Annotated in this window: 4 protein-coding genes; 3 read left to right on the top strand and 1 reads right to left on the bottom strand. The window is 54.9% G+C overall.

Annotated features, from left to right (window positions below; genetic code table 11):
• Positions 1-632: 632 nt before the first annotated feature.
• Entirely contained in the window at positions 633-1,412 is a 780-nt protein-coding gene (locus QW71_RS35570) for an AAA family ATPase (RefSeq protein ID WP_039310571.1), read from the bottom strand.
• 281 nt (positions 1,413-1,693) lie between these two features.
• On the opposite strand from QW71_RS35570, the gene QW71_RS35565 reads away from it, so the two are divergent.
• From QW71_RS35565 to QW71_RS35555, 3 genes are all read left to right on the top strand, one after another.
• On the top strand, positions 1,694-2,791 hold the full coding sequence (locus tag QW71_RS35565; protein WP_373604805.1) for a glycosyltransferase: 1,098 nt from the start codon (positions 1,694-1,696) through the stop codon (positions 2,789-2,791).
• A 33-nt stretch (positions 2,792-2,824) separates the two neighbouring features.
• Positions 2,825-3,958, top strand: coding sequence for a glycosyltransferase (locus QW71_RS35560; RefSeq protein WP_039310563.1), 1,134 nt, complete (start codon positions 2,825-2,827; stop codon positions 3,956-3,958).
• Positions 3,959-4,358: 400 nt separating this feature from the next.
• A partial coding sequence (locus tag QW71_RS35555; protein ID WP_052770585.1) for a glycosyltransferase family 4 protein occupies positions 4,359-5,502 on the top strand: 1,144 nt, incomplete at its 3' end.

The raw sequence follows: 5,502 nt of genomic DNA, 5'->3' as shown, positions 1-5,502 counted from the left end.
AAAGTGGGCGGCAGGCGGGAATGAGGGGCAAAAGTGCCCCTGAATCCACCGAAAGTGAGCGGCAGACGGGAATGAGGGGCAAAAGTGCCCCTGAATCCACCGAAAGTGGGTGGCGGGCGGGAATGAGGGGCAAAGTGCCCCTGAATCCGCCGAGAGCGGGCGGCAGACGGGAATGAGGAGCATTTGTGCACCTGAATCCGTCAAAAATGGGCGGCAGGAGAAAAAAGGGATAAATCCCTCTGATTCCGCCGAAAGAGGGCGGTAGGAGAAAATTAAAGGGATAAATCCCTTTGATTCCGCCGAATGTGGGCGGTAGGAGAAAATTAAAGGGATAAATCCCTCTGAATCCGCCAAAAGCGGGCGGTAGGAGAAAATTAAAGGGATAAATCCCTCTGATTCCGCCGAAAGAGGGCGGGGGCGGTAGGAGAAAATTAAAGGGATAAATCCCTCTGATTCCGCCGAAAGAGGGCGGCAGGCGGGAATGAGGGGCAAAAGTGCCCCTGATTTTACCGGCGGCTGCCCCAAACAAAAATAGTCAGAATAGAGCAATGTGAGATGGGCTTGAAATCTACATCAGCTGCACAGGCTGCATAGCTCCAGCCTAATTCACCCGTTAGGGTGATTTTATTCTGTTATGTGTCCGAAGCATCCGAAGCATAATCATCACCCAGCAGCTCACGGAGCATTCTCTGCCGGTCGGTCATGAAGGCCCGTGTCACCGTATAGTGGTCCGTGTCTTCCAGAGCCACAGGCGTGATATTCTCTCCCTCCAGCAGGAATATATCCGCACCCGGGTAGGACATCAGAATCGGGGAGTGAGTGGCGATGATGAACTGGGAGTTCTGCGCTGCCAGCTCATGCATCCGCACCAGCAGCGACATCTGCCGCAAGGGGGACAAGGCCGCCTCCGGCTCGTCCAGAATATAGATGCCCTGTCCGCCGAAGCGGTGGACGAAAGTGGAGAAGAAGGATTCTCCATGGGACTGCTCATGCAGAGAATTGCCGCCGTAGGAGTCTTTGATGGATCTCCCAGCCTCCGGGTCTTCGTCCAGCTCATCGATATAAGTAGCCACATTGTAGTAACTCTCCGCACGCAGGAAGAAGCCGTCCTTCGGCCGCTTGACCCCTTTGGCAATCCGCAGGTATTCATAGAGACTCGAATGCGAGGCTCGGGTGTTAAAAGAGAAGTTCAGCGTCCCGCCCTCCGGATTGAACCCCCAGGCGGCTGCGATTCCCTCCAGTACAGTCGATTTCCCAGTCCCGTTCTCCCCTACAAGAAATGTGACCTGCTTCCGAAAAGCAATCCGCTCCAAAGCCCGCACCACCGGCAGATTAAACGGATAGGTGTCAAAGGAAGGCACCTGTTCACGAAGCAGGTCTACATGGCGGAGATAGAGCATCGGGTCATACATCGAACTCATTTCTAAATCCCTCCTCTTAGCCGGATAGATGGAAAAACTGTTCCTTCGATTCTATATGAATTTTGGGGTGCCCGCAAAGTACCTGACTAAAGGCTTCGGCGCTAACCCCTCACTTTGCGGGGAACTGGAGTGGATGAAATCTGCAAAGGTTCGGGCCATGCGGGCGAAAGACAGGGGGCATGTGCCAATTTCGCCGCGATACAGACAGATGTCCATGAGGCGGATGCTGACTCCGCATATAGTACACTGTCTTGAGAATATGACGGGGCAGGGTGAAGGCCGTGAAAGCAAAAAAAAGAAACGTGCGTCCGCGGGATTACCGTGACGGTTACACGGAAGGATACCGTCTCGGCTTGTGTGAAGCCGTGAAGCGTCTGAATTCTCCTGTAGTGGGTGCGTGCCGGCCGTTCAAGCTGATGTATGTTCCCCAAGGGTTTCAGGCGATAGACACGGGTGTAGCAGAAGCGCTGCGGCAGCTGGTCAGTGAGCTAATTATCTGTTCTCCGGAAACCATGCTGGAGGTGGCATCGCGTGAGTCGCCGAGAGCGGTGCTTGTGATGAACGGGCTGCATGTGTTTCCCGAGAATCATCTGGAACAAATTACGGAAATAAGAAAACTGGGTATTCCGGCAGCGATCTGGTTTGTGGATGACCCTTATTTTACCGAGGACACATCAGTCATTTGCCGGCACTATGATTACGTGTTTACACACGAACTGGGCTGCGTGGAATTCTACCGTTCGCTGGGTGTGACTTCAGTGCATTACCTTCCGCTGTGCGTCAACCCGCAGATGTTCTACCCGCGCCGTACCGGACCGCAGTATCAATACGATGTTGTGTTTATCGGCAATGCCTTCCGCAACCGGACGGAGCTGTTCGATGAGCTGGCCCCGTTCCTCCGCGGCAAGAAGGTGCTGATCGCCGGCGGCTTCTGGGAACGGCTGAAAACCTTCGAGGAACTGTCTCCATTCATCAAAAGCGGCTTCATCCCTCCCGAGGAAACGGCCAACTATTACAGCGGTGCCAAGCTTGTCATTAATATTCACCGTCCATGGGAAGGCGGGCAGGATAACCGGAATACCTTCCAGCTGCCGTCCCTCTCCATTAATCCCCGGACCTATGAGATCAGTGCCTGCGGAACGATGCAGCTGACCGATGTCCGTGAGGATCTGGGCAGCCACTACCGTCCGGGTCACGATCTGGAGACCTTTGCCTCTGCCGACGAGCTGAAAAGCAAAATTGACTATTACCTGAAGCATGAGAAGGAGCGCCGCCAGTATGCGCTGCGGGGACTGCAGACGACGCTGCGCCACCACACGTTTACCGCGCGTCTGCCTCATTTGCTGGGAGTTCTTGCTGCACAAGGGTGAAAATCCATTATGGGATAGAAGGAGCGAATAAACATGAATAATCAATTTATAATGCCTGCGCCGCCTCTGCCGCGGACCCCTGCGGAAGAGCAGAAACTGAGTGGCCGCCTGACCGGCTTCAAGGTCGGATACGATGAAGGTTACCTGCGCGGACGCCTGGCGATTCTGGACGGCCGGCCGGAAGAGCCGCTTCCGGTACGCAATATCCATGTCATGTATGTGGCTTCAGGCAAAGGGTATCCGTATTCTCCGCTTGATGATGCGGTACTCTTCGCCCTGCAAAGACTGACCGCCCAGGTGACCATTACGGATGTGCGCCAGAATCTGGTGGAGCTGGTTTCGGCCCAGCGTCCGGATCTGGTCCTGGTCCTGGACGGTCTGGATTTACCGCTGGATCAGGTCGCTGTTCTGCGCGGAAGAGGCATTAAGACTGCGATATGGCTCACCGATGATCCGTACTATACGGATTTCACCATGAAAATCGTCGCCCACTATGACTATGTATTCACTCTGGAGCGTAATTGCGTGGAGTTCTACCGCGGCCTCGGGTGCACTGAAGTTCATTATCTGCCTTTTGCCGCCCACCGCGAGCATTACCGCCCGACTACCGGACGTTCGCAGGTCAGCCGCGATGTCAGCTTCATCGGGTCTGCTTACTGGAACCGGATCAATTTCTTCCGCGATATTATGCCTGAGCTGATGAGCTACAACACGGTGATTAACGGAATCTGGTGGGACCGTCTGCCGGAAGCACCTATCTATGGTGACCGGATTGAGATTGGCAAATGGATGTCTCCGCAGGAAACGGCAGTCACCTACAGCGGTTCGAAGATTGTCATCAACCTACACCGCTCGCACATTGATGAGGTAGCCAATAACAATACGCTGTATATTCCGGCCGCATCGCCGAATCCCCGCACCTTCGAAATCGCCGCCAGCGGCACGCTGCAGCTCAGCGACGCCAGGGATGACATGGGTTCCTTCTATAAGGTCGGGGAAGAGATTGATACCTTCTCAAGCCCGCAGGAAATGATGGATAAAATCCGTTTCTACCTGACGCATGAGGAGGAACGCCGGGATATGGCGCTGCGCGCTTTTGAACGGACCCTGAAGGACCACACCTACACCATACGCCTGAACCAGCTGCTGAAGGTCATTTACGGCTAAATCCCCGCAGAACGCTTCAAAAATGTGCGCATCACAGGGGACAGGTGTCGTGCCGGCATCTGTGCCCCCTCAATATACTGGATGGAGTACCGGGTTATGATGTTAGCCTGCTTGCGGCGGATATCCACCGGATGAAAGAAAGTAAAACTTAGCGAATGCTTCCGAAGCGAGTTTTACACGAAGAAATGCTCTGCAGTGAATGCTCGTAAAACTTAAGTTTATGCTTTCGAAGCGAGTTTTACTGCGATGAAATTGCCCTGATGCTAAGCTTCGTAAAACTTAAGCGAATGCTTCCGAAGCGAGTTTTACACGAAGAAATACTCTGCAGTGAGTGCTCGTAAAACTTTTAGGGAGGTGAATGGCTGCTCCACAGCCCCTCGCGGGGGAGCGCCGAGACACCATGGCCGACAAAGCTACAATCGTCCTCTTTTCCCATGTTTCCAATACACGCAGTATTACGGGTGCGGAGAAGCTGCTGTTGTTCTTCAGCCGGGAGCTGTCTCCTTACTTTAATTGTATTCTCGTAGCCCCGCAGGACGGGAAGCTGACGCGCCTGGCTCGGAGCTACGGAATCAATGTCCAGCTGTTATCTATTCCGCTTGTCTATGGAATGTACACTCCATACGCAGGCCTTCCGGCAGACATCCGCAAGCTTCAGGAGAGCCGGGAGTACCAGGAGCTGAGTGACTGGCTTGCGGGTGTGCGCCCGTCGTTCATTATTTCCAGTACCTGTGTGCATGCACTGCCGCCGATGGCAGCGAAATCACTGGGCATTCCGGTGGTGTGGAAGATCTCCGAGACCATTACGGATAACGAATTCACTCCGATCAGCGTGGAGCTGATCCATAACTACAGCGATGAGATTCTGGCCATCTCGCAGACGGCTGCGGCTTGCTTCCCCGAGGATATCCGTGAAGGCAAGGTGACCCAGCTTCCCCCGTCCTGGAATGAAACGGAAATGATGTTTGAAGCCTGGAGCAAGCTCCGGGGAGAACGGCGGAGTGAACTGAAGGTAGCGCCGGAGGAACCGCTGATCGGTTATGTCTCTTCCTTCATTAATAAAGAAAAAGGTCTGGAGCATTTCGTCAAAATGGCTGTCCTTGTCCATGAGCAGCATCCGGCAGCCCGTTACATTGTAGTGGGTTCCCCCGGAGACAAAAGCTACTATGAACGCTGTGTCCGCAAGGTGAAGCTGGAGGGGCTAACCTCCCGGTTCAGATTTGTCGGATATGAAGAATGTCTGCCCGCAGCCTACTGCGCCATGGATCTGCTGGTCGTTCCCAGCCTGATCCGTGAAGGCTTCGGCATGACGGCGCTCGAAGGCTATGCCTTCGGCAAGCCGGTGGTTGCTTATGATTCCGGCGGCTTGCGGGAGATTCTGAACGCTGCAGGCTGCGGCGAGCTGCTTGTGCCTGCGGCCGACATCGGTGCGCTGGCCGAGCGGGTGAACACGCTGCTGGCCGCTCCGGCCATGGCGGGGGCCATTGGCAGCCTGGCGCGGGAACGCATCGAGGCCGTCTACGGCCCGGCGGCTTACCGCGCCC

Origin of the sequence: Paenibacillus sp. IHB B 3415, assembly GCF_000802655.2 — a bacterium.
Taxonomy (GTDB): Bacteria; Bacillota; Bacilli; order Paenibacillales; family Paenibacillaceae; genus Paenibacillus_AQ; species Paenibacillus_AQ phytohabitans.
This window is presented reverse-complemented; position numbering and strand designations above follow the sequence as displayed.

Coding starts and splice junctions, on each gene's coding strand:
- QW71_RS35570 (WP_039310571.1), bottom strand. CDS start 1,412: ATGTATGACCCGATGCTCTATCTCCGCCATGTAGACCTGCTTCGTGAA.
- QW71_RS35560 (WP_039310563.1), top strand. CDS start 2,825: ATGAATAATCAATTTATAATGCCTGCGCCGCCTCTGCCGCGGACCCCT.